22 protein-coding genes and 2 pseudogenes are annotated in these 24,913 nt (G+C 71.1%); 17 read left to right on the top strand and 7 right to left on the bottom strand.

The annotated features are described in order from the left end of the window. Positions 1-150: 150 nt before the first annotated feature. From IM697_RS34395 to IM697_RS34360, 8 genes are all read left to right on the top strand, one after another. On the top strand, positions 151-831 hold the full coding sequence (locus IM697_RS34395; RefSeq protein WP_194039991.1) for a response regulator: 681 nt from the start codon (positions 151-153) through the stop codon (positions 829-831). A gap of 159 nt (positions 832-990) precedes the next feature. Next, positions 991-3,729, top strand: coding sequence for a DNA translocase FtsK (locus tag IM697_RS34390; protein ID WP_228044289.1), 2,739 nt, complete (start codon positions 991-993; stop codon positions 3,727-3,729). A 280-nt stretch (positions 3,730-4,009) separates the two neighbouring features. Next, positions 4,010-4,861 carry a helix-turn-helix domain-containing protein gene (locus IM697_RS34385; protein WP_194039989.1) on the top strand — a complete coding sequence of 284 codons (852 nt, stop codon included), beginning with the start codon at positions 4,010-4,012 and terminating at the stop codon, positions 4,859-4,861. Between the two features lie 94 nt (positions 4,862-4,955). Continuing rightward, entirely contained in the window at positions 4,956-6,437 is a 1,482-nt protein-coding gene (gene rimO, locus IM697_RS34380) for a 30S ribosomal protein S12 methylthiotransferase RimO (RefSeq protein ID WP_194039988.1), read from the top strand. Beyond that, a complete protein-coding gene (pgsA, locus tag IM697_RS34375) occupies positions 6,434-7,213 on the top strand; it encodes a CDP-diacylglycerol--glycerol-3-phosphate 3-phosphatidyltransferase (RefSeq protein ID WP_194039987.1) in 780 nt (259 codons plus the stop codon). The genes rimO and pgsA overlap by 4 nt, the downstream gene beginning before the upstream one ends. Then, on the top strand, positions 7,210-7,755 hold the full coding sequence (locus tag IM697_RS34370; protein WP_194039986.1) for a CinA family protein: 546 nt from the start codon (positions 7,210-7,212) through the stop codon (positions 7,753-7,755). Before pgsA ends, IM697_RS34370 begins: the two co-directional genes overlap by 4 nt. A gap of 109 nt (positions 7,756-7,864) precedes the next feature. Next, the gene (locus IM697_RS34365; protein ID WP_019756312.1) at positions 7,865-8,245 is read left to right on the top strand and encodes a helix-turn-helix domain-containing protein; all 381 of its coding nucleotides are present in this window, start codon (positions 7,865-7,867) and stop codon (positions 8,243-8,245) included. 275 nt (positions 8,246-8,520) lie between these two features. Next, the gene (locus IM697_RS34360; protein ID WP_194039985.1) at positions 8,521-8,817 is read left to right on the top strand and encodes a hypothetical protein; all 297 of its coding nucleotides are present in this window, start codon (positions 8,521-8,523) and stop codon (positions 8,815-8,817) included. Here the strand turns inward: IM697_RS34360 and IM697_RS34355 are convergent. The 3 genes from IM697_RS34355 to IM697_RS34345 are packed head-to-tail and all read right to left on the bottom strand — an operon-like array spanning position 8,765 to position 15,432. Then, entirely contained in the window at positions 8,765-9,529 is a 765-nt protein-coding gene (locus IM697_RS34355) for an SDR family NAD(P)-dependent oxidoreductase (protein ID WP_194039984.1), read from the bottom strand. The two genes, IM697_RS34360 and IM697_RS34355, sit on opposite strands and share 53 nt — an antisense overlap. Positions 9,530-9,561: 32 nt before the next feature. Beyond that, on the bottom strand, positions 9,562-10,440 hold the full coding sequence (locus tag IM697_RS34350) for an Fpg/Nei family DNA glycosylase (protein WP_194039983.1): 879 nt from the start codon (positions 10,438-10,440) through the stop codon (positions 9,562-9,564). Between the two features lie 57 nt (positions 10,441-10,497). After that, entirely contained in the window at positions 10,498-15,432 is a 4,935-nt protein-coding gene (locus IM697_RS34345; protein WP_194039982.1) for an ATP-dependent helicase, read from the bottom strand. Positions 15,433-15,573: 141 nt separating this feature from the next. On the opposite strand from IM697_RS34345, the pseudogene IM697_RS34340 reads away from it, so the two are divergent. The 3 genes and pseudogenes from IM697_RS34340 to IM697_RS34330 form a co-directional block, all read left to right on the top strand. Continuing rightward, positions 15,574-16,404, top strand: a pseudogene (locus IM697_RS34340) (AraC family transcriptional regulator); the annotation flags it as partial. A gap of 31 nt (positions 16,405-16,435) precedes the next feature. Next, a complete protein-coding gene (locus IM697_RS34335; protein ID WP_194039980.1) occupies positions 16,436-17,158 on the top strand; it encodes an AzlC family ABC transporter permease in 723 nt (240 codons plus the stop codon). Continuing rightward, entirely contained in the window at positions 17,155-17,463 is a 309-nt protein-coding gene (locus IM697_RS34330) for an AzlD domain-containing protein (RefSeq protein ID WP_194039979.1), read from the top strand. Before IM697_RS34335 ends, IM697_RS34330 begins: the two co-directional genes overlap by 4 nt. A gap of 6 nt (positions 17,464-17,469) precedes the next feature. On the opposite strand, the gene IM697_RS34325 is transcribed toward IM697_RS34330, so the two are convergent. Further along, positions 17,470-18,414 (bottom strand): hypothetical protein, encoded by a 945-nt coding sequence (locus IM697_RS34325; RefSeq protein WP_194039978.1) that lies wholly within the window; start codon positions 18,412-18,414, stop codon positions 17,470-17,472. A gap of 80 nt (positions 18,415-18,494) precedes the next feature. Between IM697_RS34325 and IM697_RS34320 the strand changes: the two genes are divergently transcribed. From IM697_RS34320 to recX, 6 genes are all read left to right on the top strand, one after another. Then, positions 18,495-18,689 (top strand): DUF3046 domain-containing protein, encoded by a 195-nt coding sequence (locus IM697_RS34320; protein WP_194039977.1) that lies wholly within the window; start codon positions 18,495-18,497, stop codon positions 18,687-18,689. 60 nt (positions 18,690-18,749) lie between these two features. Next, entirely contained in the window at positions 18,750-20,021 is a 1,272-nt protein-coding gene (locus IM697_RS34315) for an AI-2E family transporter (RefSeq protein WP_194039976.1), read from the top strand. Then, complete coding sequence (locus tag IM697_RS34310; RefSeq protein ID WP_228044288.1) at positions 20,018-20,518, top strand: GyrI-like domain-containing protein; 501 nt, start codon at positions 20,018-20,020, stop codon at positions 20,516-20,518. Before IM697_RS34315 ends, IM697_RS34310 begins: the two co-directional genes overlap by 4 nt. A gap of 115 nt (positions 20,519-20,633) precedes the next feature. Continuing rightward, positions 20,634-20,786, top strand: coding sequence for a hypothetical protein (locus IM697_RS34305; RefSeq protein WP_194039975.1), 153 nt, complete (start codon positions 20,634-20,636; stop codon positions 20,784-20,786). Between the two features lie 588 nt (positions 20,787-21,374). Beyond that, the gene (gene recA / locus IM697_RS34300; RefSeq protein WP_194039974.1) at positions 21,375-22,502 is read left to right on the top strand and encodes a recombinase RecA; all 1,128 of its coding nucleotides are present in this window, start codon (positions 21,375-21,377) and stop codon (positions 22,500-22,502) included. Between the two features lie 8 nt (positions 22,503-22,510). After that, positions 22,511-23,353 carry a recombination regulator RecX gene (recX, locus tag IM697_RS34295; protein WP_194039973.1) on the top strand — a complete coding sequence of 281 codons (843 nt, stop codon included), beginning with the start codon at positions 22,511-22,513 and terminating at the stop codon, positions 23,351-23,353. Between the two features lie 318 nt (positions 23,354-23,671). Here recX and IM697_RS34290 read toward each other — a convergent pair. The 3 genes and pseudogenes from IM697_RS34290 to IM697_RS45785 all read right to left on the bottom strand — a co-directional run. Beyond that, a pseudogene (locus IM697_RS34290) lies at positions 23,672-24,094 on the bottom strand (rhodanese-like domain-containing protein); the annotation flags it as partial. Beyond that, complete coding sequence (locus tag IM697_RS34285) at positions 24,091-24,639, bottom strand: cupin domain-containing protein (RefSeq protein ID WP_194039972.1); 549 nt, start codon at positions 24,637-24,639, stop codon at positions 24,091-24,093. The pseudogene IM697_RS34290 and the gene IM697_RS34285, both read right to left, overlap by 4 nt. Before the next feature lie 84 nt (positions 24,640-24,723). Beyond that, positions 24,724-24,771, bottom strand: coding sequence for a hypothetical protein (locus IM697_RS45785; RefSeq protein WP_309506048.1), 48 nt, complete (start codon positions 24,769-24,771; stop codon positions 24,724-24,726). Positions 24,772-24,913 lie beyond the last annotated feature (142 nt).

Below are 24,913 nucleotides of genomic sequence, written 5' to 3'. Positions count from 1 at the left end.
CGTTTCTGCTACGTGCACAGTGACATCGCGGTGACAGGGTGTGGCGACAGGCGGGGTGCGGCTACCATGACCGGCACGAGGGCGGGCGGCGTAAGGGAGTCGTCCCCTGGGGCGGAGCCCGGTGCACTGCCGGGGCGAGGAGGGCGGGCCATGGTGCAGAAGGCCAAGATCCTCCTGGTCGATGACCGGCCGGAGAATCTGCTGGCGCTGGAGGCGATCCTCTCTGCGCTCGATCAGACCCTGGTGCGGGCATCGTCTGGGGAGGAAGCGCTCAAAGCACTGCTGACGGACGACTTCGCGGTCATTCTGCTGGACGTCCAGATGCCGGGAATGGACGGTTTCGAAACCGCCGCGCACATCAAGCGGCGAGAACGGACCAGGGACATCCCGATCATCTTCCTCACCGCGATCAACCACGGCCCGCATCACACCTTCCGCGGCTACGCGGCGGGCGCGGTGGACTACATCTCCAAGCCGTTCGACCCGTGGGTGCTGCGGGCGAAGGTGTCCGTGTTCGTCGAGCTGTACATGAAGAACTGCCAGCTGCGTGAGCAGGCGTCGCTGCTGCGGCTCCAGTTGGAGGGCGGCGGCAAGGCCGCGGGCGGCGACTCCAAGGAGCCGGCCGGGCTGCTGGCCGAGCTCTCGGCGCGGCTCGCCGCGGTCGAGGAGCAGGCCGAGGCGCTGTCGAAACAACTGGACGACGAGTCGGCGGACGCGGCCGCGGTGGCCACTGCGGCCCATCTCGAACGCAAACTCACGGGGTTGCGGCGGGCGCTGGACGCCCTGGAACCGGGCACCGGGAGCACCTCGTCGGTGCCGTCGCAGAACTGACCTCGCGAAGGCTGCGGTTGCCGGTGGTGGCGCCGGATCGTCCGGTCTTCGACCGGTCCGTGAACCGGCGTCAGTTTGCAGCCCCCACGACGGCGACACGAACGGGTGAAGCAGTGGGCACACGTGTCCACTGTCTTCTCCACCGGTAACCTCACATCCATGGCCTCACGTTCCTCCGCAGCCAAGAAGCCGCCCGCGAAGAAGGCGGCCGCTTCGGCGAAGGCTCCGGCGAAGAAGGCCGCCGCCAAGAAAGCCCCCGCGAAAAAGGCGCCGGCCAAGAAGGCCGCGGCGAAGAAAGCCGCGCCGCCGAAGCCCGCCCCGAACCCCACCGGGGGCATCTACCGGCTCGTGCGCGCCGTCTGGCTCGGGCTCGCGCACGCGGTCGGCGCGGTGTTCCGCGGGATAGGGCAGGGCGCGAAGAACCTCGACCCCGCCCACCGCAAGGACGGCGTCGCGCTGTTGCTGCTCGGCCTCGCGCTGATCGTCGCCGCCGGCACCTGGTCCAACCTGCGCGGCCCCGTCGGCGACCTCGTCGAGATCATCGTCACCGGCGCCTTCGGTCGGCTCGACCTTCTCGTGCCGATACTGCTGGCGGTCATCGCCGTACGGTTCATCCGGCACCCCGAGAAGCCCGAGGCCAACGGCCGTATCGTCATCGGTCTGTCCGCGCTCGTCATCGGCGTCCTAGGCCAGGTCCACATCGCCGTGGGCGCGCCCGCCCGCAGCGACGGCATGCAGGCCATAAGGGACGCCGGCGGGCTGATCGGCTGGGGCGCGGCGACCCCGCTGACGTACACCATGGGCGAGGTCCTCGCCGTACCGCTGCTCGTGCTGCTCACGATCTTCGGCCTGCTGGTCGTCACGGCGACCCCGGTCAACGCCGTCCCGCAGCGGCTGCGGCAGTTGGGCATCAAGCTCGGCATCCTCCCCGACCCCGAAGAGGAGGACGAGTACACCGACGACGACCAGCGCTACGACGACCAGTGGCGCGAGGCGCTGCCCGCGTCGCGCGGCCGCAAGCGGAGTGCGGCGCGCGAGCCGTACGACCCCGACAGCGCCGAGCAGGAGGCCCTCTCGCGGCGTCGCGGGCGTCCGAGGCGCTCCGCGGTGCCGCAGCCCGAGATGGACCGTCCCATGGACGCTGTGGACGTCGCGGCGGCCGCCGCTGCCGCCCTCGACGGTGCCGTCATGCACGGGATGCCGCCCTCGCCGATCGTCGCCGACCTGACCCAGGGCGTCAGCGTGGGCGACCGCGAGGAGACCACACCGGTCCCGACGCCCGTCCCGGCCGCGCGGCCCAAGCAGGAGAAGCTCCCGAAGTCCGACGTCCCGGACCTGACCAAGTCCGAGGTTCCGGATCTCACGAAGGCCGCGCCCGACGGGACGCGGGACCTGCCACCGCGCGCCGAACAGCTCCAGCTCTCCGGCGACATCACCTACTCCCTGCCGTCGCTCGACCTCCTCGAGCGCGGTGGGCCGGGCAAGTCGCGCAGCGCCGCCAACGACGCCATCGTCGAGTCGCTCACCACCGTCTTCACCGAGTTCAAGGTCGATGCCCGCGTCACCGGCTTCACGCGCGGGCCGACGGTCACGCGCTACGAGGTCGAGCTCGGGCCGGCCGTGAAGGTCGAGCGGATCACCGCGCTGACCAAGAACATCGCCTACGCCGTCGCCAGCCCGGACGTGCGGATCATCAGCCCGATCCCCGGCAAGTCCGCGGTCGGCATCGAGATCCCCAACACCGACCGCGAGATGGTCAACCTCGGTGATGTGCTGCGCCTCGCGGCCGCCGCCGAGGACGAGCACCCGATGCTGGTTGCGCTCGGCAAGGACGTCGAGGGCGGCTATGTGATGGCCAACATCGCGAAGATGCCGCATGTACTGGTTGCCGGTGCGACCGGTTCCGGTAAGTCGTCGTGCATTAACTGCTTGATCACTTCGATCATGATGCGTGCGACCCCGGAGGACGTCCGCATGGTCCTGGTCGACCCCAAGCGCGTCGAGCTGACCGCCTACGAGGGCATCCCGCACCTGATCACGCCGATCATCACCAACCCGAAGCGGGCCGCCGAGGCGCTCCAGTGGGTCGTACGGGAGATGGATCTTCGCTACGACGACCTGGCGGCGTACGGCTACCGGCACATCGACGACTTCAACGAGGCCGTCCGCAACGGCAAGGTGAAGGCGCCGGAGGGCAGTGAGCGCGAGCTTCAGCCGTACCCGTATCTGCTGGTGATCGTGGACGAGCTCGCCGACCTGATGATGGTCGCGCCGCGTGACGTCGAGGACGCGATCGTGCGCATCACGCAGCTCGCGCGCGCGGCCGGCATCCACCTGGTGCTCGCGACCCAGCGGCCGTCGGTCGACGTCGTCACCGGTCTCATCAAGGCGAACGTCCCCTCACGGCTCGCCTTCGCCACGTCCTCGCTCGCGGACTCGCGCGTCATCCTCGACCAGCCCGGTGCCGAGAAGCTGATCGGCAAGGGCGACGGGCTGTTCCTGCCGATGGGCGCGAACAAGCCGGTGCGTATGCAGGGCGCGTTCGTGACCGAGGAGGAGGTCGCGGCGGTCGTCCAGCACTGCAAGGACCAGATGGCGCCCGTCTTCCGGGACGACGTCACCGTGGGCACCAAGCAGAAGAAGGAGATCGACGAGGAGATCGGCGACGACCTCGACCTGCTGTGCCAGGCCGCGGAGCTGGTGGTCTCCACGCAGTTCGGGTCGACGTCCATGCTCCAGCGCAAGCTGCGGGTCGGGTTCGCCAAGGCGGGGCGGCTGATGGACCTCATGGAGTCCCGCGGGATCGTCGGGCCGAGCGAAGGGTCCAAGGCTCGTGACGTTCTTGTGAAACCTGATGAGCTGGACGGAGTGCTCGCCGTGATCCGCGGGGAGGCTTAACACGAGTCCGGAGCGGGAAACCGGACGCAGTGGTCGCCTCGCGGGCGGGTGCGGGATGAGCCGATGTCTGATCGTGACTCACCTGTAAGGGATCATTGAGCAACCGTTTCCCTTCGACGTACGTCAAGTTGAGCGAAACGACAAGCACCGACCCCACCATCAGCGTGTCCGGCCATTCTGATGGCGTATAAAGTCCCACCGCCCGGTTGCCCCACCCTTTCGTCACCCCCCTAGACTGAACCTCCAGCACAGGTGGCTTAAACGCTCGAAAGGCGCCCCCGTGTCCATCGGCAACTCCCCTGAAGACGAGCGTCCGTTCGAAGACGTTTCCGACGAATCCCGTCCCTCGATCGGCCGAGCCCTGAAGCAGGCGCGTATCGATGCCGGGCTGACCGTCGACGACGTCACCAACGCCACCCGGGTCCGTATCGCCATCGTGCATGCCATCGAGGCGGACAACTTCGCCGCCTGCGGCGGTGACGTGTACGCCCGTGGTCACATCCGGACCCTGGCCAAGGCCGTCCACCTCGATCCCGCCCCGCTGCTCGCCCAGTACGACGACTCGCACGGCGGACGACCGGCGCCGACCCCGGCGGCCCCGCTGTTCGAGGCGGAGCGCATCCGTCCCGAGCGGCGCGGGCCGAACTGGACCGCGGCCATGGTCGCGGCGATCGTCGCGGTGATCGGGTTCGTCGGGTTCACCGCGTTCAAGGGCGACGACTCAGGCGGGAAGACCGCCGTCGCCGAGGGCGGCTCGACGCCGACGGCCGACAAGACGACACCCACTCCGAAGACCGACAAGCCCAAGGACCCGAAGCCGGAGCCGTCCGACAGCGCCATCGCCGCCGTCCCGCAGGACAAGGTGACCGTCCGGGTCAGTGCCGTCGACGTCAGCGCCGCCGACGACGAGTGCTGGATCTCGGCGAAAGATCACAACGGCCGGCTGCTCTTCGACGGCCTCCTCAAGGAGGGCGACTCCAAGACCTTCCAGGACAGCGAGAAGATCAACCTCGTCCTCGGTAACGCGAGCGTGGTCGACCTGTACGTCAACGGCAAGAAGATCGAGAACGACTGGCAGTCGGGTGCCGTGGAGCACCTCACCTACACCAAGGGCGACCCGCAGGCCGGATAAGTCCGGCCGAAGGGGTGAGCTGCGGACGGGGTTGGCCAAGATCGGCCAACCCCGTCGACGTGGGCTGTCAGTGAGACAAAGTAGTGTTGAGCCCATGCCTGAACGCCGTACCGTCGCACTCGTCACTCTTGGCTGCGCCCGTAACGAGGTGGACTCGGAGGAGCTCGCAGGCCGCTTGGAGGCGGACGGCTGGGACCTCGTGGAGGACGCCGCGAACGCGGACGTCACCGTCGTCAACACCTGTGGCTTCGTCGAGGCCGCCAAGAAGGACTCCGTCGACGCGCTCCTGGAGGCGAACGACCTCAAGGATCATGGAAGAACCCAGGCCGTGGTGGCGGTGGGCTGCATGGCCGAGCGGTACGGCAAGGAGCTCGCCGAGGCCCTCCCCGAGGCCGACGGCGTGCTCGGCTTCGACGACTACGCCGACATCTCCGACCGCCTCCAGACCATCCTGAACGGCGGCATCCACGCCTCGCACACCCCGCGCGACCGCCGCAAGCTGCTGCCGATCAGCCCGGCCGAGCGCCAGGAGTCCGCGGCCGAGGTCGCGCTGCCCGGGCACGCCCCCGTCGATCTTCCGGACGGGCTCGCTCCGGCCTCCGGGCCCCGCGCACCGCTGCGCCGCCGTCTCGACGGTTCCCCGGTCGCCTCGGTGAAGCTCGCCTCGGGCTGCGACCGGCGCTGCTCCTTCTGCGCCATCCCGTCCTTCCGCGGCTCCTTCATCTCGCGCCGACCCAGCGATGTGCTGAACGAGACGCGGTGGCTGGCCGAACAGGGCGTCAAGGAGATCATGCTGGTCTCCGAGAACAACACGTCGTACGGCAAGGACCTGGGCGACATCCGCCTGCTGGAGTCCCTCCTGCCCGAGCTCGCCGAGGTCGACGGCATCGAGCGGATCCGCGTCAGCTACCTCCAGCCGGCCGAGATGCGCCCCGGCCTGATCGACGTGCTGACCTCGACGCCGAAGGTCGCCCCGTACTTCGACCTGTCCTTCCAGCACTCCGCGCCCGACGTGCTGCGCGCGATGCGCCGCTTCGGCGACACCGACCGCTTCCTGGAGCTGCTCGACACCATCCGCGGCAAGGCCCCCCAGGCCGGGGTGCGCTCCAACTTCATCGTCGGCTTCCCCGGCGAGACCGAGGCCGACCTCGCCGAGCTGGAGCGCTTCCTGAACCACGCGAGGCTGGACGCCATCGGCGTGTTCGGCTACTCCGACGAGGAGGGCACCGAGGCCGCGACGTACGACACCAAGCTCGACGAGGACGTCGTCGCCGAGCGGCTGGCACGTGTCTCCCGGCTGGCCGAGGAACTCGTCTCGCAGCGGGCCGAGGAGCGCGTCGGGGAGACCGTGCACGTGCTCGTCGAGTCGGTCGGCTCCGGGGACTCGGCGGACGGCGCCTACGGTCGCGGCACGCACCAGGCGCCGGAGACCGACGGGCAGGTGCTGCTCACGAGCGGCGAAGGACTGAGCGTCGGTCGTATGGTCGAGGCGAAGGTGGTCGGTACGGAGGGCGTCGACCTGGTGGCCGAGCCGCTGGTGGGCACGCTCGCATGTAGTGAGGAGGCGGACAGATGACCGGAGTTCCGGCGTCCGCCGCGGGTGGTCCCTCCCAGGCGGGCGCGACGGGCAAGGCGAGCGCGGTGGGCTCGTCCAAGGCCGGGTCGCCCAAAGCCGGCGGTTCGCACGCGGGCGGCGCGGAGACCGGTGCCCAGGGCGGTGCGAAATCCCCGCGCGGCGGGAAGATCGCGGCCGCGGCCGTCAACCAGGCCAGCGTCTGGAACATCGCCAACCTCCTGACCATGCTCCGGCTGGTCCTCGTGCCCGCGTTCGTCGCGCTGATGCTGGCCGACGGCGGATACGACCCTGCGTGGCGCTCGTTCGCCTGGGCGGCCTTCGCCGTCGCCATGATCACGGACCTGTTCGACGGTCACCTGGCGCGCACCTACAACCTCGTCACCGACTTCGGGAAGATCGCCGACCCCATCGCCGACAAGGCGATCATGGGGGCGGCGCTGATCTGTCTGTCGGCACTGGGCGATCTGCCGTGGTGGGTGACGGGCGTCATCCTCGGCCGGGAACTCGGGATCACGCTTCTGCGTTTCATTGTCATCCGGTACGGCGTCATTCCGGCGAGCCGGGGCGGCAAGCTCAAGACCCTCACGCAGGGCGTGGCCGTCGGGATGTACATCCTGGCGCTGACGGGGTGGCTGGCCACTCTGAGGTTCTGGGTGATGGCTGCGGCGGTCATCCTGACCGTGGTGACCGGGCTCGACTATGTGAGACAAGCCATTGTGCTGCGCAGGCGCGGAATCGCGGAGCGCAAGGCCGCCCTGGAGGAGACGGAAGCGTGAATTCCCCGGCCGCCGACGTGGTGCGACTACTCACAGTGAAGGGTGAGACGCTCGCTGTCGCCGAGTCGCTGACCGGTGGACTGGTTGCGGCGGAAATCACAACCGCCCCGGGGGCCTCGAAGGCCTTCCGTGGCTCGGTGACCGCCTACGCCACCGACCTGAAGCACGGGCTGCTGGGCGTCGACGCCACTTTGCTGGAGCGGCACGGAGCGGTGAACCCGCAGGTCGCAGCCCAAATGGCGGCCGGTGTACGAAAGGCGCTCGGGGCCGATTGGGGCATCGCCACGACCGGCGTCGCAGGGCCCGAAATGCAGGACGGGCAGCCAGTGGGGACCGTTTTCGTGGCCGTGGATGGGCCCTTCGGCCCTGGCGCCGGTTCCGCCGGTGGCGGAAAAGTGGAGGCCCTGCGGTTGAACGGCAGCCGCGCGGAAATTCGTATGGAGAGTGTACGGAGCGTACTCGCACTGCTCCTGAGGGAGCTTGCGGGCGAACACATTGGGAATGAGCGGGCACAGGATACGGAACAGAACGGGGGGTTTTGATGTTTGCAGCCCTGAGTGAACACGACATCGCTCCCCGCACGGCCGCGGCGCAAGGCGGTACGGTGGGGCGTGAAGGATGCGGCTACGCGGTCCGAGGAGGGAGCCACCGATGATTCTGCTCCGTCGCCTGCTGGGTGACGTGCTGCGTCGGCAGCGCCAGCGCCAGGGCCGTACTCTGCGCGAAGTCTCCTCGTCCGCCCGAGTCTCACTCGGCTATCTCTCCGAGGTGGAGCGGGGGCAGAAGGAGGCTTCCTCCGAGCTGCTCGCCGCGATCTGCGACGCGTTGGACGTACGGATGTCCGAGCTCATGCGGGAAGTGAGCGACGAGCTCGCCCTCGCCGAGCTGGCCCAGTCTGCTGCGGCCACACCCAGCGAGCCTGTACCCACGTCGGTCCGTCCGATGCTGGGTTCCGTGTCGGTGACCGGTGTGCCACCGGAACGGGTGACCATCAAGGCGCCTTCCGAGGCGGTGGACGTGGTCGCCGCGTGACGGTGCCGCCGCTGCGCGTGGAGTGACCGTGCGCTGAGGAGTTGTGTGAGGCCCCGGCCAGGGCTTCTCCAGGGAGATCTGGGGGAGTGCGGTCGGGGTTTCGTGCTGTGTGGGGCCGCGCGGTGTCCGTTTGCCGGTGGATGGCCCGGCGGTCATCGTGGAGGGTGTGACGGTGCCTGACACGCGGTGAAAGCGTCCGTTCGCGCTCCGTGTGTCGTCGGTGCGCCCTCCCGGCCGGTGAACGGGCGGCCTAGCCTCGGGCTGGAGGTGAGCGGATGGCACGGCCGATAGCGCGCTGGGGGGTGGCTCTCGGGCTCGGGGCGCTGTGGTGGTGGGCCGTGCTGCGGCTCGCGCTGGTGCCGGACGCGGGGGCGCTGGAGGCGGCCGTCGCCGCCGGAGGGTGGGGGCTGAGCCTGTTGCCGGTGCACTGTGTGCCGAAGGCGCGCGCCGAGGGAGCCGTCGATCCACGGCGGTGGGCGGAGGCCTGGCGGGCGGGGCGGGGCGGACGGCTGGTGCCGGCTACCAAGGCATCGCCACACCGCCGTTCGGACGCAGGATCTGCCCCGTGGTGAAGGACGACGCGTCGGACGCCAGGTGAAGCACCGCGTGTGCGATGTCCGCAGGCTCGCCGACCCGGCCCAGCGGTGACATCCGGGCCATCAGGGCCTCGGTACGGGTCTGCTCAGCGGTCTCGTGGCGGTCGGTCATGGGGGTGCGGATCCAGCCCGGGGCGACCGCGTTGACGCGGATGCCGTGCGGGCCCATCTCCGTCGCCAGCGTCTTCGTCAACTGCACGACGGCCGCCTTGGCCGCGCCGTAGCAGAGCAGGCCGGGGCCTCCGGTGTCCACGGCGCCGGAGGCCATGGTGACGATGCTGCCCCGGATGCGCTGCGCGAGCATCGCGCGGGCCGCCTCCTGGCAGGCGTACAGCACGCCCTTGAAATTGACGTTCAGGACTCGGTCCAGGTCCTCGTCCCTCGTCTCCAGCACCGGGCTGCTGTGCATGATCCCGGCGACCGCTGCCAGTACGTCCAGACACTCGCAGGAGGCGACGGCCTGGCGGAGCTGCTCGCGGTCGGTGACGTCGAGGTGGTGGGTGCGGGCGGTGCCGCCGCTCGCCTTGATGGCGGTCGCCGTGTCGTGCAGGCCCTGTGCGTCACGGTCGGCGCAGTGCACGGTGGCGCCGGCCTCGGCGAGGAGGACGGCCGAGGCGCGGCCGATACCGCTGGCGGCGCCGGTGACGAATGCGGTGCGTCCGGTGAGGTCGTACGCCTTGACGGCCATGAAGGGACGGTACGAGGGTTTCTGATGGGTCGTCAATTGGTCGTACGGTGCTGGGTTCTGCGGTGTGAGGCGGTGCCGGGCGCGGGGCTCGGGGCCGGGCCCGCCTGGCAGGCCGGGCACCAGTAGGTGGGCCGCTCGCGGGAGCCGTCGCCCTGGTCGGCCGCGCGGATCGGGGTGGTGCAGCGCAGGCAGGGGCGGCGGGCGCGGCCGTACACGAAGAGGTCCTGGCCGCGGCGGCCCGTCGTGCTGCGGACCGGGCGGTCGCGGTTGGCTTCCAGGAGCTTCTTGGCCAGGACGGGCAGTTGCGCGGTGTGCTCGGCGGGGAGGGCCCCGATGGGGAGCCAGGGGGTGACGCGGAGCAGGAAGCAGAGCTCGCTCTTGTAGACATTGCCGATGCCGGCGAGGTGGCGCTGGTCCAGCAGGGCCTCGCCGATGGGGCGGGCCGGGTCCGTGAGGAGGTTGGCGAGGGCGCGGTCGGGGTCCCAGTCGGGGCCCAGCAGGTCGGGGCCGAGGTGGCCGACCGCGTTGTGTTCCTCACTGGTGCGCAGCAGGTCGAGGACGGGGAGGCGATAGCCGACGGCTGTGCGGGCGGGAGGGGCGTCGGGGGCCTGTGCGCCGGGGGCGGTTGTGAGGATCACACGGATCTGGTGCGCGGGACCGCCTGTCCAGCGCTGCTGGTCGGCGTACACCTTCCAGGAGCCCTCCATACCGAGGTGCGAGTGGAGGGTCAGGCCGCCTTCGATGCGGGTGAGGAGGTGTTTGCCGCGCGGGGTGACGTCCAGGACGGTGCGGCCCGTGAGGTCGACCGTGGCGTACTTGGGGACCCGGAAGTCGGTGCGGGTCAGGGTGTTTCCCGCGAGGGCGGTGTGGAGCCGCTTCGCAGTCTGCCAGACCGTGTCTCCTTCGGGCATGGGTCAAGGGTGGCATGGGGCGGAGATGTGTGAGGGGCGGCGGGGTGTGGGGTGGGGTCAGGCGCGTAGGCGTAGGCCTCTGGGCGTCGCGATGAAGCCCGCTCCTTCCAGGAGGGTGCCCATGGGGGACGTGAGTGCCTGGGCGCCGTTCACGCGCTCCACCGTGACCGTGCCGAGGGAGCCTGCGCGGGCGGCCGCGGCGAGGGCTTCCGCTGCCGTGTGCAGGCGGGGGTCGTCGGCGGGCTCCGTGTCCGGGGCCGAGGGCCAGGCCAGCAGGGTCTTGCCGCCGCGCTCCATGTAGAGGGTCAGCTCGCCGTCGACGAGGACCACGAGGGAGCCTGCCTTGCGGCCGGGCTTGTGGCCGGCGCCGGTGGGGGGCTCGGGCCAGGCCAGGGCGGCGCCGTATGCGTTCGCCGGGTCGGCGGCGGCGAGGACGACGGCTCGGGTGTCCGGTGTGGGGCGGGTGCGGTGGGCGGCGGGGCCCGAGCCGGGGCCTGTGCCGTAGGGTGCGCCGCCGTCGGACCGGCGGCTGCCCGGTGGGGTGCGGTGGTCGTCCTGGGGGGCGAGGTCCCGGGGGGAGACCCATTCGCTCGGGCCGAGGTGGGCGTCCAGGAAGTCGTGGTCGAGGGCGGGGATGTCGTAGGCGGGGGCGGTGTTCGGGTAGTCGTGAGTGGTGGGGGTGTCGTAGGGGTCGGGTGTGCCGAAGTCTTCGGGGGTGCCGTGGGTGCCCGGGCCGGGCAGGCCGTCGCCCCGGTCGCGGGCGTTGGACACCGCGCGGAGGCGGTCCACCGCGCCGTCCATCGCGAACTGGGCGGCGCCGAGGCCCTCGACCACGTAGCCGCGCCGCGCCTGGCCGCTGTCCTCGAAGGCGGACAGGATGCGGTACGTCGCCGAGAAGCCGCCCTCGACGCCCTCCGCGGCGACCGCTCCCCGGGTCACCACGCCGTGGCGGTCGAGGAGCGTGCGGGCGAGGGCGTGGGCGCGGACGGTGAGGTCGGGTTCGTGGGCCGGGAGCAGCGACCAGCGGCCGGCGACGGTCGGTGGGCCGGTACGGGAGGCGGGGCGGGCGGCGGCCGTGAGGGAGCCGTAGCGTCCTCGGGGGATGGTGCGCTTGGCGCGGTGGGCCGTGGAGCCGGCGGTGCGGCCCGAGCCGAGCAGGGAGCGCATGGGGGCCAGCGTGTCGTTCGTGAGGCGGCCCGACCAGGCCAGTTCCCAGAGGGCGTCGGCGAGTTGCGGGTCGGTGGCGTCGGGGTGGGTGGTGGCACGGACCTGGTCGGCGATCTGGCGGAAGAACAGGCCGTAGCCGCCGGACAGGGCGTCCAGGACGGACTGGTGCAGCGCCGTCGGCTCCAGCGGGTGGGGCTGCGGCAGGAGCAGAGGGGCCGCGTCCGCCATGTAGAGGGACACCCAGCCGTCCTTGCCGGGGAGTGAGCCCGCGCCGGCCCAGACGACCTCTCCGGCCGAGGTGAGTTCGTCGAGCATCGCGGGCGTGTAGTTGGCGACCCGGGAGGGCAGGACCAGCTTCTCCAGCGCGGACGCGGGCACGGACGCGCCCTGCAACTGCTCGATGGCGCGCACCAGCCCGTCGATGCCGCGCAGCCCATGGCCCTTGCCGATGTGCTGCCACTGCGGCAGGAACTGGGCGAGCGCGGCCGGTGACACCGGCTCCAGTTCGTGCCGCAGCGCGGCGAGAGAGCGGCGGCGCAGACGGCGCAGGACCGCCGCGTCGCACCACTCCTGGCCGATGCCCGCCGGGTGGAACTCGCCCTGTACGACCCGCCCGCTCGCCGCCAGCCTCTGGAGGGCGCCGTCCGTGATCGCCACACCCAGGCCGAAGCGGGCCGCAGCCGTGGCCGATGTGAACGGGCCGTGGGTGCGGGCGTAGCGGGCGAGGAGGTCGCCGAGCGGGTCCTTGACCGGCTCGGTGAAGGCTTCGGGCACGCCGACCGGCAGGGCCGTGCCGAGCGCGTCGCGCAGGCGGCCCGCGTCCTCGATCGCCGCCCAGTGGTCGGTGCCGGCGATACGGACCTTGATGGCGCGGCGGGCGGCGGCCAGCTCCCGGGCCCAGTGCGCTTCGGCGCCCCGCTCGGCCAGTTCGGCGTCCGTGAGCGGGCCGAGGAGGCGCAGGACGTCCGCGACGCCCTCGACGTCCTTGACCCGGCGGTCCTCGGTGAGCCACTGGAGCTCTCGCTCGAGCTCGGTCAGTACCTCCGCGTCGAGGAGCTCGCGCAGCTCCGCCTGGCCGAGCAGCTCGGCCAGCAGCCGGGAGTCCAGCGACAGGGCGGCGGCGCGGCGCTCGGCGAGCGGCGAGTCTCCCTCGTACAGGAACTGGGCGACGTAGCCGAAGAGGAGGGAACGCGCGAAGGGGGACGGCTCGGGGGTGGTGACCTCGACGAGGCGCACCTTGCGCGCCTCCAGGTCCCCCATGAGCTCGGTCAGCCCCGGGACGTCGAAGACGTCCTGGAGGCACTCGCGGACCGCCTCCAGCACGATCGGGAACGAGCCGAACTCGCTCGCCACCTCCAGCAGTTGGGCGGCGCGCTGGCGCTGTTGCCACAGCGGGGTGCGCTTGCCGGGGTTGCGGCGCGGCAGCAGCAGCGCGCGGGCGGCGCACTCGCGGAAGCGGGAGGCGAAGAGGGCCGAGCTGCCGACCTGGTCGGTGACGAGCTGATCGACGTCGCCCTTGTCGAAGACGACGTCCGCCGCGCCGACGGGCGCCTGGTCGGCGTCGTACTCCGTGCCCGCCTTCCGCGGCTCCTGGTCCAGCAGGTCCAGGCCCATGAGGTCGGCGTCCGGCAGGCGCAGCACGATGCCGTCGTCGGCGTGCATGACCTGCGCGTCCATGCCGTACCGTTCGGAGAGCTTCGCGCCGAGGGCGAGGGCCCAGGGGGCGTGTACCTGGGCGCCGAAGGGGGAGTGCACGACGACGCGCCAGTCGCCGAGCTCGTCGCGGAAGCGTTCCACGACGATCGTGCGGTCGTCCGGGACATGGCCGCAGGCCTCGCGCTGCTCGTCCAGGTACGACAGGACGTTGTCGGCCGCCCAGGCGTCCAGGCCGGCGGTGACCAGGCGCAGGCGGGCGTCGTCCTTGGGCAGCGAGCCGACCTCGCGCAGGAACGCGCCCACCGCGCGGCCCAGTTCGAGCGGCCGGCCCAGCTGGTCGCCCTTCCAGAAGGGGAGGCGGCCCGGTACACCCGGAGCCGGGGAGACCAGGACCCGGTCGCGCGTGATGTCCTCGATGCGCCAGGAACTGGTGCCGAGCGTGAAGACGTCGCCGACGCGGGACTCGTAGACCATCTCCTCGTCGAGTTCGCCGACCCTGCCGCCGCCCTTCTTGGGATCGGATCCGGCGAGGAAGACCCCGAAGAGGCCCCGGTCGGGGATGGTGCCGCCGGAGGTGACGGCGAGGCGCTGTGCGCCGGGGCGGCCGGTGATCGTGCCGGCGACTCGGTCCCAGACGACGCGCGGGCGCAGCTCAGCGAAGGCGTCGGACGGATAGCGGCCGGCGAGCATGTCGAGGACCGCGGTGAAGGCGGATTCGGGGAGGGAGGCGAAGGGCGCGGCTCGGCGGACGGTGGTGAGGAGGTCGTCGAACTGCCAGGTGTCCATCGCCGTCATCGCGACGAGCTGCTGGGCCAGGACGTCCAGGGGGTTGGCGGGGACCCTGAGGGACTCGATGGCGCCGGTGCGCATGCGCTCGGTGACCACCGCCGCCTGCACCAGGTCGCCGCGGTACTTCGGGAAGACCACGCCGGTGGAGACGGCACCGACCTGGTGGCCGGCACGGCCCACGCGCTGGAGGCCGGAGGCCACGGAGGGGGGTGACTCGACCTGGACCACCAGGTCCACCGCGCCCATGTCGATGCCCAGCTCGAGGCTGGAGGTGGCCACGACCGCGGGGAGGCGGCCGGCCTTGAGGTCCTCCTCGACCAGGGCGCGCTGTTCCTTGGACACCGAGCCGTGGTGGGCGCGGGCGATGACCGGGGGTGCGCCCTGGGCCGCGCCGGAGCCGCCCATGAGTTCGGCCGGGGCGTGGTGTTCGTCGAGGGGTTCGCCGGTGGCGCGCTCGTAGGCGATCTCGTTGAGGCGGTTGCAGAGACGCTCCGCGAGGCGGCGGGAGTTGGCGAAGACGATGGTGGAGCGGTGGGACTGGACGAGGTCGGTGATCCGCTCCTCGACGTGCGGCCAGATCGAGGGGCGCTCCGCGCCTTCGGAGCCGTCGGCCACCGGGGAGCCACCGAGTTCGGCGAGGTCCTCCACGGGGACCACGACCGAGAGGTCGAACTCCTTGCCCGACTTCGGCTGGACGATCTCCACCTTGCGGCGGGGAGAGAGGTAGCGGGCGATCTCGTCGACCGGGCGGACGGTCGCGGAGAGGCCGATGCGGCGGGCCGGCTTCGGCAGGAGCTCGTCCAGGCGCTCCAGGGTGAGCGCGAGATGGGCTCCGCGCTTGGTGCCCGCGACCGCGTGGACCTCGTCCAGGATCACCGTCTCGATGCCGGTCAGAGCCTCGCGGGTGGCCGACGTCAGCATCAGGAAGAGGGACTCGGGGGTGGTGATGAGGATGTCCGGGGGGCGCGTGGACAGTGCTCGGCGCTCTGCGGCGGGGGTGTCGCCCGAGCGGATGCCGACCTTCACCTCGGGCTCGGGGAGGCCCATGCGAACCGACTCCTGGCGGATGCCGGTCAGCGGGCTGCGGAGGTTGCGCTCCACGTCCACGGCGAGGGCCTTGAGCGGAGAGACGTAAAGGACACGGCAGCGCTTCTTGGGGTCGGCCGGCGGGGGTGTGGAGGCCAGCTGGTCCAGGGCCGCGAGGAACGCGGCGAGCGTCTTGCCGGAGCCGGTGGGGGCTACGACCAGCACGTCCGAGCCCTCTTGGATGGCTTGCCACGCGCCGGCCTGGGCTGCGGTGGGCGCGGAGAAGGCGCCCGTGAACCAGCCTCGGGTCGCGGGGGAGAAGCCGGCGAGGGCTCGGTGCGGATTGCTGACCATGCGTCCATCCTGCACCCGGGGACTGACAATGCGGCTGAGCTGGGGAAACGGGCTGCTGGTCGGGCCGAGGTGCCTGCGGGCGGCCCGGCACTGCGGCTACCTGTCCGCGGGGGGATGCCCGCGCAGGCCGACAATGGATCCGTGGCAGGTTCAGGCGAGCGGGCGCGGCACTGGCGGTATGCCGACCTGCCCGGGGTTGATCTGCTGCGGGCCCGGTACATACAGAAGACGTTTGTGCGGCACACCCACGAGCACTTCGTGATCGCCGCCATCGCCGACGGCGCGGAGGTCTTTCAGCATCGAGGGACCGATGTGTACGCGGGGGCCGGTGCCCTCGCGCTGGTCAATCCGGACACGGCGCACACGGGGCGGGCGGGCGTTCCCGAGGGATGGCGGTACGGGGCCGTCTACCCGTCGCCGGAGGTGGTGGGCGAGATCGCCGCCGAGACCACGGCTCTTCGGGGTACGCCGGGATTTGTCCGGCCGGTGCTCGACGATGCCTACGCGGTGGGGCTGGTGCATCAGGTGCTGCGGGCGGCTGACGAGGGCAATGCGCTGGCCGCCGACACGCTGCTCCGGGTTGCCGTGACGCGGCTGCTGCGGTTGAACGGTGGTGCGCTGCCGCAGCGGGAGGTACGGACGGCGGGGGCTCGGGTGGCGGCACGCGCGCGTGAGGTGCTCGAAGGCCGGATGGCCGCGCCGCCGAGTCTGGAGAAGCTGGCTGCCGATCTTGGGGCGAGTCCGTTTGCCCTGTTGCGTGCCTTCCGGGATGTGTACGGGATGCCGCCGCATGCCTGGCTCACCGATGCGCGCGTACGGCGGGCTCGGCGGTTGTTGGACACGGGGATCTCGCCGGCCGAGGCGGCCGTGGCCGTGGGGTTCACCGATCAGCCGCATCTGAACCGGCACTTCACCCGGATCGTGGGCGTGCCGCCGGGAGCCTATCAGCGGGAGCGCAAGAACGTACAAGACCCGCGGTAGTGGGTTGCCTAGCGTCTCGGGCGTGGCAGAACAGAGAACTCTCGCAGACCCCGATGTGGACGGGGACAAGCCTGATGCCGTAGTGGTGCGGGACGCCCTGGGGGTCGGGGGCGCCGTCGGGTTGTCCGGGTTCGCCTTCGGGGTGACGTCGGCGGGCAGCGGGCTCACGCTCGTGCAGACCTGTGTGCTCAGCCTGCTGGTGTTCACGGGCGCGTCGCAGTTCGCGCTGGTGGGGGCGCTTGCGGCCGGCGGCAGTCCGTTCACCGCGGCCGCGGGGGCCTTCTTCCTCGGAGTGCGTAACGCCTTCTACGGGCTGCGGCTGTCGGAGGTGCTGCGTCTCACGCGCGCGGTGCGGCCGTTCGCCGCGCAGTGGGTGATCGATGAGACGACTGCCGTCGCGTTGGCGCAGCCCACGCGACGCAGTGCCCGGATCGGGTTCGCGGTGACCGGCCTGAGTCTGTATGTGCTGTGGAATCTCACGACACTGCTGGGCGCGCTGGGGGCCGAGGCCATCGGCGACACCGACGCCTGGGGGCTCGACGCTGCCGGACCCGCTGTGTTCCTCGCCCTGCTCGCGCCGATGGTGAAGTCCGCCACCGAGCGTGCCGCCGCCGGACTGGCCGTGGTGCTGGGACTCGGGCTGCTGCCCGTGCTGCCCGCCGGGGTGCCCGTGCTGGTGGCCGCCCTCGCGGCACCCGTCGTGCTCTGGGCGCGGGGACGACACGTGCGGGGGAGCGTGCGATGAGTACCTGGATCGCCATCGGCCTCACGGTCGTCGGCTGCTACGCCGTCAAGCTTGTCGGGCTGCTCGTGCCCGAGGGGGCTCTGGAGAGACCCCTCGTACGGCGTCTCGCCGCGCTGTTGCCCGTCGCGCTTCTTGCCGCTCTGACGGCTCAGCAGACGTTCGGCGACGGGCAGGCGCTGGTGCTGGACGCGAGGGCGGCCGGAGTCGCTGCGGCTGCCTTGGCGCTCGTCCTGCGGGCTCCGTTTCTACTCGTCGTCGCGGCGGCCGTGGTGGTGACGGCGGGAGTGCGGGCCATGGGCGGGTGAGACGGCTCAGCCGATGTGGCGGCCGTATGCCCTCAGGGTGTGCAGTGCCTGAATGGTCACCATGGGGCGGGCCTCCAGGGGGACGCTCGGCGCCCACTGACGCCGGCGGATCGGCCAGCCGCCGTCCTCCTGCTGTTCGCCGGCCAGCTGGTCCAGGGAGCGGCTCATCTCGTCGTCCGTGAACCATGCGCGCGCGAGGGAGTGCGGTGTCCGCGCGTAGTCGTGCGGGAAGTGGTGTTCGGCGGGGGCGTAGCCGGGGGAGAGCGGGTACGCGTCGAGGTCGTCCGGTTCCAGGGCGGCCAGGCGCTGCTCGCGCACCAGGCGGCCCAAGCGGTCGGCGGCCGCCTCCGCGCGCGGGCGGTCGGGAGCGGAGTCCAGGAAGGCCACGGCGGCCTCGATCTCGTGGGGATGGGACTTCTCCAACGACTCGACCGCCTGCCAGCAGAAGTCCGTGGCCCGGAACAGCCAGGCGTGCCACACCTCGTTGCGATGCAGTAAGCCGACCACCGGCCCGGTGGCCAGGAGCGAGCTGGGCGGGTCCTCGACGAGCGGAATGAAGGGGGCCGTGGGATAGCCGTCCCGGCCGCCATGGGTCACCGGGAGAGCGCCGTCCGGGGTGGAGACCGACGTCAGATAGCGGCACACGCGGTCCACGCGCTGTCCGCCGCAGCGCCCGATGGCGTCCAGGACGCGCAGCGCGTGACCGGCGTGCAGCGGCCGGCTGACCGGGCCGCGCAGATCCGGCTCCAGCGCGTGGCCGTACCCGCCGTCCTCGTTGCGGTAGGCGTCCAGCGCGGTCTCCACCGGGGCGGCGGCGCCGTTCAGGAAGTGGTACGCGAAGAGGCGCTGCTCCAGCACGCGCGCGGTGAGCCAGACGAACTGCTCGGCGCAGAACAGCGGGGAGTGCGACAAGGACGGCGGGGGGAGTGGGGAAGCTCCTGTTTCGGGCATGCGTCAGACCGTAGGGCGGAAAGCGGTCTCGGCAAGCGGACCCGGCACAGGCCCACTCTCAGGGGCGGGATACTGGACGCATGCGGTTGACGGTCTTCTGGCAGCGGATGGCGGAACACTTCGGTCCGGGGTACGCCGACACCTTCGCTCGCGACCATGTGATGGCGGAACTCGGCGGGCGTACGGTGCACGAGGCGCTCGAAGCCGGCTGGGAGGCCAAGGAGGTATGGCGTGTGGTGTGTGCCGTCATGAACGTTCCGGGGGAGAGACGCTGACAGGGCACGAAGATCGAAGGACCGCAGCCGATTGTCAGCGGCGTGGGCGAGACTTGCTCCGTGGCACGCACTGACGAGACCGGGCAGCTGCCCCGGCAAGGATCCCCGTTCGGCACGACGCCGCCCAGCTCGCCTCCGGGCACGGGCGACGCCGGGTCGAACGCCCGCATGCCGCGCTGGCTGCCGCGCGCCATGCTGCTCGCGCTGGCGCTCGTCGGTGTGTTCCAGCTGGGCAGCTGGGCCTTTCACCAGCTGACCGGGCTGCTGATCAACATCCTCATCGCGTTCTTCCTGGCCCTCGCCATCGAGCCCGCGGTGAGCTGGATGGCCTCGCGCGGCATGCGCCGGGGACTGGCCACCGCCACCGTCTTCCTCGCCGTGATCATCGCGTCGGCCGGGTTCGTGACCCTGATGGGGTCCATGCTCGCCGGCCAGATCATCAAGATCGTCGAGGACTTCCCGGACTACCTCGACTCCGTCATCAACTGGATCAACGCGCACTTCCACACCGAGCTGCGACGCGTGGACGTCCAGGAAGGCCTGCTCCGGTCCGACTGGCTGCGCAACTACGTGCAGAACAGCGCCACCGGCGTCCTCGACGTGTCGGCGCAGGTCCTCGGTGGGCTCTTCCAGCTGCTGACGATCACGCTGTTCTCGTTCTACTTCGCCGCGGACGGCCCCCGGCTGCGCCGCGCCCTGTGCTCCGTACTGCCACCCAACAGGCAGGCCGAGGTGCTGCGTGCCTGGGAGATCGCCGTCAACAAGACCGGCGGCTATCTGTACTCGCGCGGCCTGATGGCGCTCATCTCCGGCGTGGCCCACTACATCCTGCTGGAGAGCCTGGACGTGCCGTACGCGCCCGTGCTCGCCGTATGGGTCGGACTCGTGTCGCAGTTCATCCCTACCATCGGCACGTATCTCGCGGGCGCCTTGCCCATGCTGATCGCGTTCACCGTCGATCCCTGGTACGCGCTGTGGGTGCTGATCTTCGTCGTGGTCTACCAGCAGTTCGAGAACTATGTGCTGCAGCCCAAGCTGACCGCCAAGACCGTCGACATCCACCCCGCGGTCGCCTTCGGCTCGGTCATCGCCGGCACCGCCCTCCTCGGCGCGGTGGGCGCGCTGATCGCCATCCCGGCGGTCGCCACGTTGCAGGCGTTCCTGGGTGCCTATGTGAAGCGCTACGACGTCACGGACGACCCTCGCGTCCATGGGCACCGCGAGCGGGGAACGGGGCGCAACCTGTTCTCACGCGCGCGTGAGCTGTGGATACGCAAGCCGGGGCAGCAGCCCCTGCCGGAGGCGGCGGGCTCCGGGGAGGGCTCCGAGTGACCGCGGGCGGATCGCAGGACGAGGCCCCTGCCTCCGAGCCGGGGCTCGTGGTTCTGGACCCGGCGACGACGGCTGTCGTCCGCGGTGTCGTGCCGATGGCCGAGTTGCGCGACTTCTTCGACGCCTCCTTCGGCGCCCTGGCCCGGGCCATCGAGGCGCAGCGGATCGCGGTGCTGAGTCCGGCCTTCGGCCTCTACCACGGGCCGCCGGGAGAGACCCTGGACCTGGAGGTCGGGTTCGTCACGGATCGGGCGGTGCGGCCGGAGCAGGGCGTCGTGGCCGGCTCCCTGCCCGGCGGCCGGGTCGCGCGGCTGACGCACTTCGGGTCCTTCGACGGTCTCGGGCCCTCCTGGGACCGGTTGGGCTCCTGGATGCGGGCGCGGGGTCTTGCAGCCGCGGAGGACAGGTGGGAGACGTACGTCACGCAGCCCACGCCGGACATGGACCCGCGTGACCTGCGCACCGAACTCAACTGGCCGGTGACGGAGCTGCCGTAGGAGGCAGGCGTCCGGTCCTGATCGAACTCCGGCAGCGGGGTGGCGCGGCGCGCACGCAGTTGTACGACCACGTACCGCGCCCCATTTGCGAGGCGATCCCGGGCATACGGTCAACGTGCCGCACTTCGCCGCTCGCGCCGGTGATCACAACGACCGCGCGGTGCAGGGCTCGTGGATGACCGCCGCCGAACTGGCATCCCGTCTCAAGGCCGCCCCGGTCGTGGTCGGAGCGCCCGAGCCCGCGCTCCGGGCGATGGAGCAGCAGTAAGCAGCAGTACGAGCAGATCTTCCGTGACGGCGGGACACCGGTCACCGCGCTGAGCCGGTGCGCGGTGGCTCCGGCGACCCAGCCGGTCGTCGCCGGACAGCGCCCCGACGCGGTCGCGCCTCGGCGACGGACTCAGGGTGAAGGACTCAGGACCGAGAACGTGATCCTTTGCGGAGCGCGCGACGTCGACCCACCCGAGCAGGCGCTCCTGGAACCCGGCACAGTGCCGACCGGCTACCGCGTGCCCCGGGGCACTCCAGCCGCTGTTGGAGCGAGTGGGAGCCGCTGCCGCAGCATAGGCGTAGGCAATTCACGTGCCCATCGCGGACCGTATCCGGGGCCGACAGGCCCCGGGCCACCGCGGCGCGGTCAGAAGCCGCTGGTGTCGCGTGGTGCGCTTGACACGAAAATCGAACATCCATTCTGATGGAGGTGCCGGCGAGGCGCTCGGTAGGCATTTCGCCATGGTTTCGATGGAGAAGTGCCCCAGTTATCCACAGGCCGGACGGGCGTCGGGGCGCATTGTCAGTGGCAGGCGTTAGCGTCTTTGACGTGAAGCGATCGACTCAAGCAAATCGGGTGGAACCCATGGCAGGAACCGACCGCGAGAAGGCCCTCGACGCCGCGCTCGCACAGATTGAACGGCAATTCGGCAAAGGCGCGGTCATGCGCATGGGCGAGCGGTCGAAGGAGCCCATCGAGGTCATCCCGACCGGGTCGACCGCGCTCGACGTCGCCCTTGGCGTCGGCGGCCTGCCGCGCGGCCGCGTCGTCGAGATCTACGGCCCCGAGTCCTCGGGTAAGACGACCCTGACCCTGCACGCGGTGGCCAACGCCCAGAAGGCCGGCGGCCAGGTCGCCTTCGTGGACGCGGAGCACGCCCTCGACCCCGAGTACGCGAAGAAGCTCGGCGTCGACATCGACAACCTGATCCTCTCCCAGCCGGACAACGGCGAGCAGGCCCTGGAGATCGTGGACATGCTGGTCCGCTCCGGCGCCCTCGACCTCATCGTCATCGACTCCGTCGCCGCGCTCGTCCCGCGCGCGGAGATCGAGGGCGAGATGGGCGACAGCCACGTCGGTCTGCAGGCCCGTCTGATGAGCCAGGCCCTGCGGAAGATCACCAGCGCGCTCAACCAGTCCAAGACCACCGCGATCTTCATCAACCAGCTCCGCGAGAAGATCGGCGTGATGTTCGGCTCGCCGGAGACCACGACCGGTGGCCGGGCGCTGAAGTTCTACGCCTCGGTGCGTATCGACATCCGCCGCATCGAGACCCTGAAGGACGGCACGGAGGCGGTCGGCAACCGCACCCGCTGCAAGGTCGTCAAGAACAAGGTCGCGCCGCCCTTCAAGCAGGCCGAGTTCGACATCCTCTACGGCCAGGGCATCAGCCGTGAGGGCGGCCTGATCGACATGGGCGTGGAGCACGGCTTCGTCCGCAAGGCCGGCGCCTGGTACACGTACGAGGGCGACCAACTCGGCCAGGGCAAGGAGAACGCGCGCAACTTCCTCAAGGACAACCCCGACCTGGCCAACGAGATCGAGAAGAAGATCAAGGAGAAGCTGGGCGTCGGCGTACGGCCGGAGGAGCCCGCCGCCGAACCGGGCGCGGACGCCGCGGTCACCGCCACCCCGGACGGTGCCGCGAAGGCGGTGCCCGCGCCGGCTGCGGCCAAGGCGGCCAAGACCAAGGCCGCGACCGCCAAGAGCTGATCCGTACTGTGTCTGATTCAAAGGCGCGGCGAACGGACTGGGCCAAGTACGCCACCCACCCCGACGCCCCACGGGAGTGGGGCGACAAGGGCTCCTCCGGGACGGGCGGTCACGCCCATGGAGGGGACACGGCCCATGACACGGACTGGGGGAACGACGCCGGAGCGTGGCCTGAGGGCGAGTCGGCATACGGCGCCGGTGCCCTGGGCGGCGGTTCGCGTCGTGGTCGGGCTGGTGGGGCTCGAGGCCCGGACGGCTCACGCGGGCGCCGACGGCGTGGCCGTACAGAGCCGTCCGGTGAGGACGGAGGCGCCTCTTCCTCGTCGAGGGCCGAGGAGAGGACGCCCCCAGCGGACCCGGTGGAGCAGGCGCGGGCGATCTGTCTGCGCCTGCTCACCGGGACCCCGCGCACCCGTAAGCAACTCGCGGACGCCCTGCGCAAGCGGGAGATCCCGGACGACGCCGCCGAGGAGGTGCTGTCGAGGTTCGAGGAGGTCGGGCTCATCAACGACAGCGCGTTCGCGGACGCCTGGGTGGAGTCCCGGCACCACGGCCGAGGGCTGGCCCGACGCGCCCTCGCCCGGGAACTGCGCACCAAGGGCGTCGACTCCACACTGATCGACGCGGCCGTCGCCCAACTCGACTCCGAGCAGGAGGAGGCGACCGCACGCGAACTCGTCGCCCGCAAGCTCCGCTCCACGCGCGGCCTCGACCGCGACAAGCGCCTGCGCCGCCTCGCGGGCATGCTCGCCCGCAAGGGCTACCCCGAGGGCATGGCCCTGAGAGTGGTCCGGCAGGCACTGGAGGAAGAGGGCGAGGACACGGAGTTCCTCGGGGACGAGGGGTACTGAGCGGTTTTCTGAGCCGGTTGGTAGTGGGGTCCGGAGTGGGCGGAGGGCTCGGCTCAGACCTTCAGGGCCCACGATGCCGGGCATGCGCTGGGGCGGCCATACAGCTGGGCCGACGACGACCGAGCGATCGCAGGGTTCCGGCCCGGACACGGTGGACGCGCGGGGGCGCCCATCGCGTCCGGGGCCCGGGTTCGGCATAGGGGGAGGTCGTCAGATCTCAGATCGTTGAGTACGCCCCACTTCACTGACCTCTGAGCGTGCCCTCGGAGCGTCCCTGTGCCTGTGCCTCTGTCCCTGGGCTTCCGCCTCCACCCCGAGCGTCACCGGCAATCCCTCCGCCCGCCACGCCTGGAACCCGCCGACCAGATCCGTGGCCCGGTGCAGCCCCAGCCGCCGTAGCGACTCGGCCGCCAGGCTCGATGCGTACCCCTCGTTGCAGACCACCACGACCCGCAGGTCGTGGCTCGTCGCCTCGGGGGCGCGATGGCTGCCCTGTGGATCGAGCCGCCACTCCAGTTCGTTGCGCTCGACGACGAGGGCGCCGGGGATCAGGCCGTCCCGCTCGCGCAGGGCGGAGTACCGGATGTCGACCAGCAGAGCCTCGCCGCCCCGGGCGGCCTCGTACGCCGCCCGGGGCGCGATCCGCTCGTAGCCCGCGCGCACCCGCTCCAGCAACTCGTCTATGCCGACCGGCCGTTCGTCCACATCACGCACCACAGCTTCGTTCCCCGCCCCGCTCACTGCCAGTCCTCCGGACGCTCCACCTGCTCCAGGCGCAGGATCGGTCCGCTGCGGCTGAAGCGGCGGATCTGCGGCAGCGGGGGGTAGTAGGCGTGGACGGAGATCGCATGCAGGTCGGTCGACTCGTTGAGGACCTCGTGCACATGGTGGCGGCCGAAGCAGCGGCCCTTGCCGGCCGGGAGACGGCGTGAACGGTCCACGTCGTCCGTCAGTTCCAGCGTCTTCCAGCCGTCGGCGGGCAGCCGGACGGCGAGGGAGTGCTCCCTGAGCTCGCCGGCCGCGGTCACGAAGGCCCCGACGGACTCGGCGTGGTCGTGCCAGCCGGTGCCCGTGCCGGGCGGCCAGCCGATCAGCCAGGCCTCGCTGCCGCCCGGGCCTTCGAGGCGTACCCAGGTACGGCCCTCGGGATCGAGCGGGAGCGAGGCGACGAGTTCGGTGTCGGCGGCCGTGCGCCGTACGAAGTCGAGGAGGTCCGCCTGCGTCGGAGCGGAGTTCGGCGTGGCGACCGGCTCGGACGAGGGTACGGCGGCAGGGGGGACAGACACGGGCACCGTCCTGAAGAGAGTTCGCGAAGAGCGCGCGAGAACACCGGCGAAGGGCGAGGCGCGCGGCAGAAGGGGGATGCGAGTTCAGCAGGACGGGCGACACACGCAGCCCGCATAGCGGACGAGGTCCATATGGACCCTCCGCCACAGGCGCACACAGGTGTCGGTCACGATCCGGAGTACACCATGCCGGTGCGGAGCGGTCAACTCACTGTCACTACGCGGACCACACAGTGACGGTGAGTGCCAATTCCAGGCGAGAACCGGTTTCGGA

Source organism: Streptomyces ferrugineus, assembly GCF_015160855.1.
Classification (GTDB): Bacteria; Actinomycetota; Actinomycetes; order Streptomycetales; family Streptomycetaceae; genus Streptomyces; species Streptomyces ferrugineus.
The sequence above is the reverse complement of the archived record's forward strand: the minus strand, read 5'-3'. Positions and strand labels throughout refer to the sequence as shown.

What these genes read in the sequence shown, in the direction of transcription:
- IM697_RS34390 (WP_228044289.1), top strand. Translation starts at nt 991, where the DNA reads ATGGCCTCACGTTCCTCCGCAGCCAAGAAGCCGCCCGCGAAGAAGGCG.
- IM697_RS34330 (WP_194039979.1), top strand. Translation starts at nt 17,155, where the DNA reads ATGAGTACCTGGATCGCCATCGGCCTCACGGTCGTCGGCTGCTACGCC.
- IM697_RS34320 (WP_194039977.1), top strand. Translation starts at nt 18,495, where the DNA reads ATGCGGTTGACGGTCTTCTGGCAGCGGATGGCGGAACACTTCGGTCCG.
- IM697_RS34325 (WP_194039978.1), bottom strand. Translation starts at nt 18,414, where the DNA reads ATGCCCGAAACAGGAGCTTCCCCACTCCCCCCGCCGTCCTTGTCGCAC.
- recA (WP_194039974.1), top strand. Translation starts at nt 21,375, where the DNA reads ATGGCAGGAACCGACCGCGAGAAGGCCCTCGACGCCGCGCTCGCACAG.
- IM697_RS34395 (WP_194039991.1), top strand. Translation starts at nt 151, where the DNA reads ATGGTGCAGAAGGCCAAGATCCTCCTGGTCGATGACCGGCCGGAGAAT.
- IM697_RS34350 (WP_194039983.1), bottom strand. Translation starts at nt 10,440, where the DNA reads ATGCCCGAAGGAGACACGGTCTGGCAGACTGCGAAGCGGCTCCACACC.
- pgsA (WP_194039987.1), top strand. Translation starts at nt 6,434, where the DNA reads ATGACCGGAGTTCCGGCGTCCGCCGCGGGTGGTCCCTCCCAGGCGGGC.
- IM697_RS34355 (WP_194039984.1), bottom strand. Translation starts at nt 9,529, where the DNA reads ATGGCCGTCAAGGCGTACGACCTCACCGGACGCACCGCATTCGTCACC.
- rimO (WP_194039988.1), top strand. Translation starts at nt 4,956, where the DNA reads ATGCCTGAACGCCGTACCGTCGCACTCGTCACTCTTGGCTGCGCCCGT.
- IM697_RS34345 (WP_194039982.1), bottom strand. Translation starts at nt 15,432, where the DNA reads ATGGTCAGCAATCCGCACCGAGCCCTCGCCGGCTTCTCCCCCGCGACC.
- IM697_RS34365 (WP_019756312.1), top strand. Translation starts at nt 7,865, where the DNA reads ATGATTCTGCTCCGTCGCCTGCTGGGTGACGTGCTGCGTCGGCAGCGC.
- IM697_RS34360 (WP_194039985.1), top strand. Translation starts at nt 8,521, where the DNA reads ATGGCACGGCCGATAGCGCGCTGGGGGGTGGCTCTCGGGCTCGGGGCG.